This is a genomic window from Janthinobacterium sp. FT14W (assembly GCF_009208755.1).
Lineage (GTDB): Bacteria > Pseudomonadota > Gammaproteobacteria > Burkholderiales > Burkholderiaceae_D > Janthinobacterium > Janthinobacterium violaceinigrum.
On sequence record NZ_WFLL01000161.1, the window covers coordinates 1 to 274 of the forward strand.

The 274-nt window shown below is 70.1% G+C and carries 1 protein-coding gene; it reads right to left on the minus strand.

Annotation, left to right across the window (positions count from 1 at the left end; genetic code table 11):
* The coding region (locus tag GCN74_RS28440; protein WP_152259718.1) for a hypothetical protein at window positions 1-274 on the minus strand (274 nt) is incomplete at both ends.

A 274-nucleotide genomic window follows, 5' to 3' on the forward strand; every position in this document is an offset into this window, starting at 1 on the left:
TCAGGCTGGCGTGGCCCGCCGCCAGGTTCTGCCCGCTGGCCGTGATTCCTTGCGTGGTCGTCAGGGTCAGGTCGCCGCTGGCGCCCAGGCTGCCGTCGGCCTTGACACCGGCGCCCAGCAGGCTTTGCGTGCCGCTGTCGATGCGTGCCGCCGTGATGCGGTTATCGCCCTGCGCCACGATCACGCCCGTATTGCTCAAGGTGCCCGTGACCTGCAGGCGCTGATTGCCGGCCGCGTACAGGCTGCCGCTGTTGCCCACCACACCAGCCTGCGT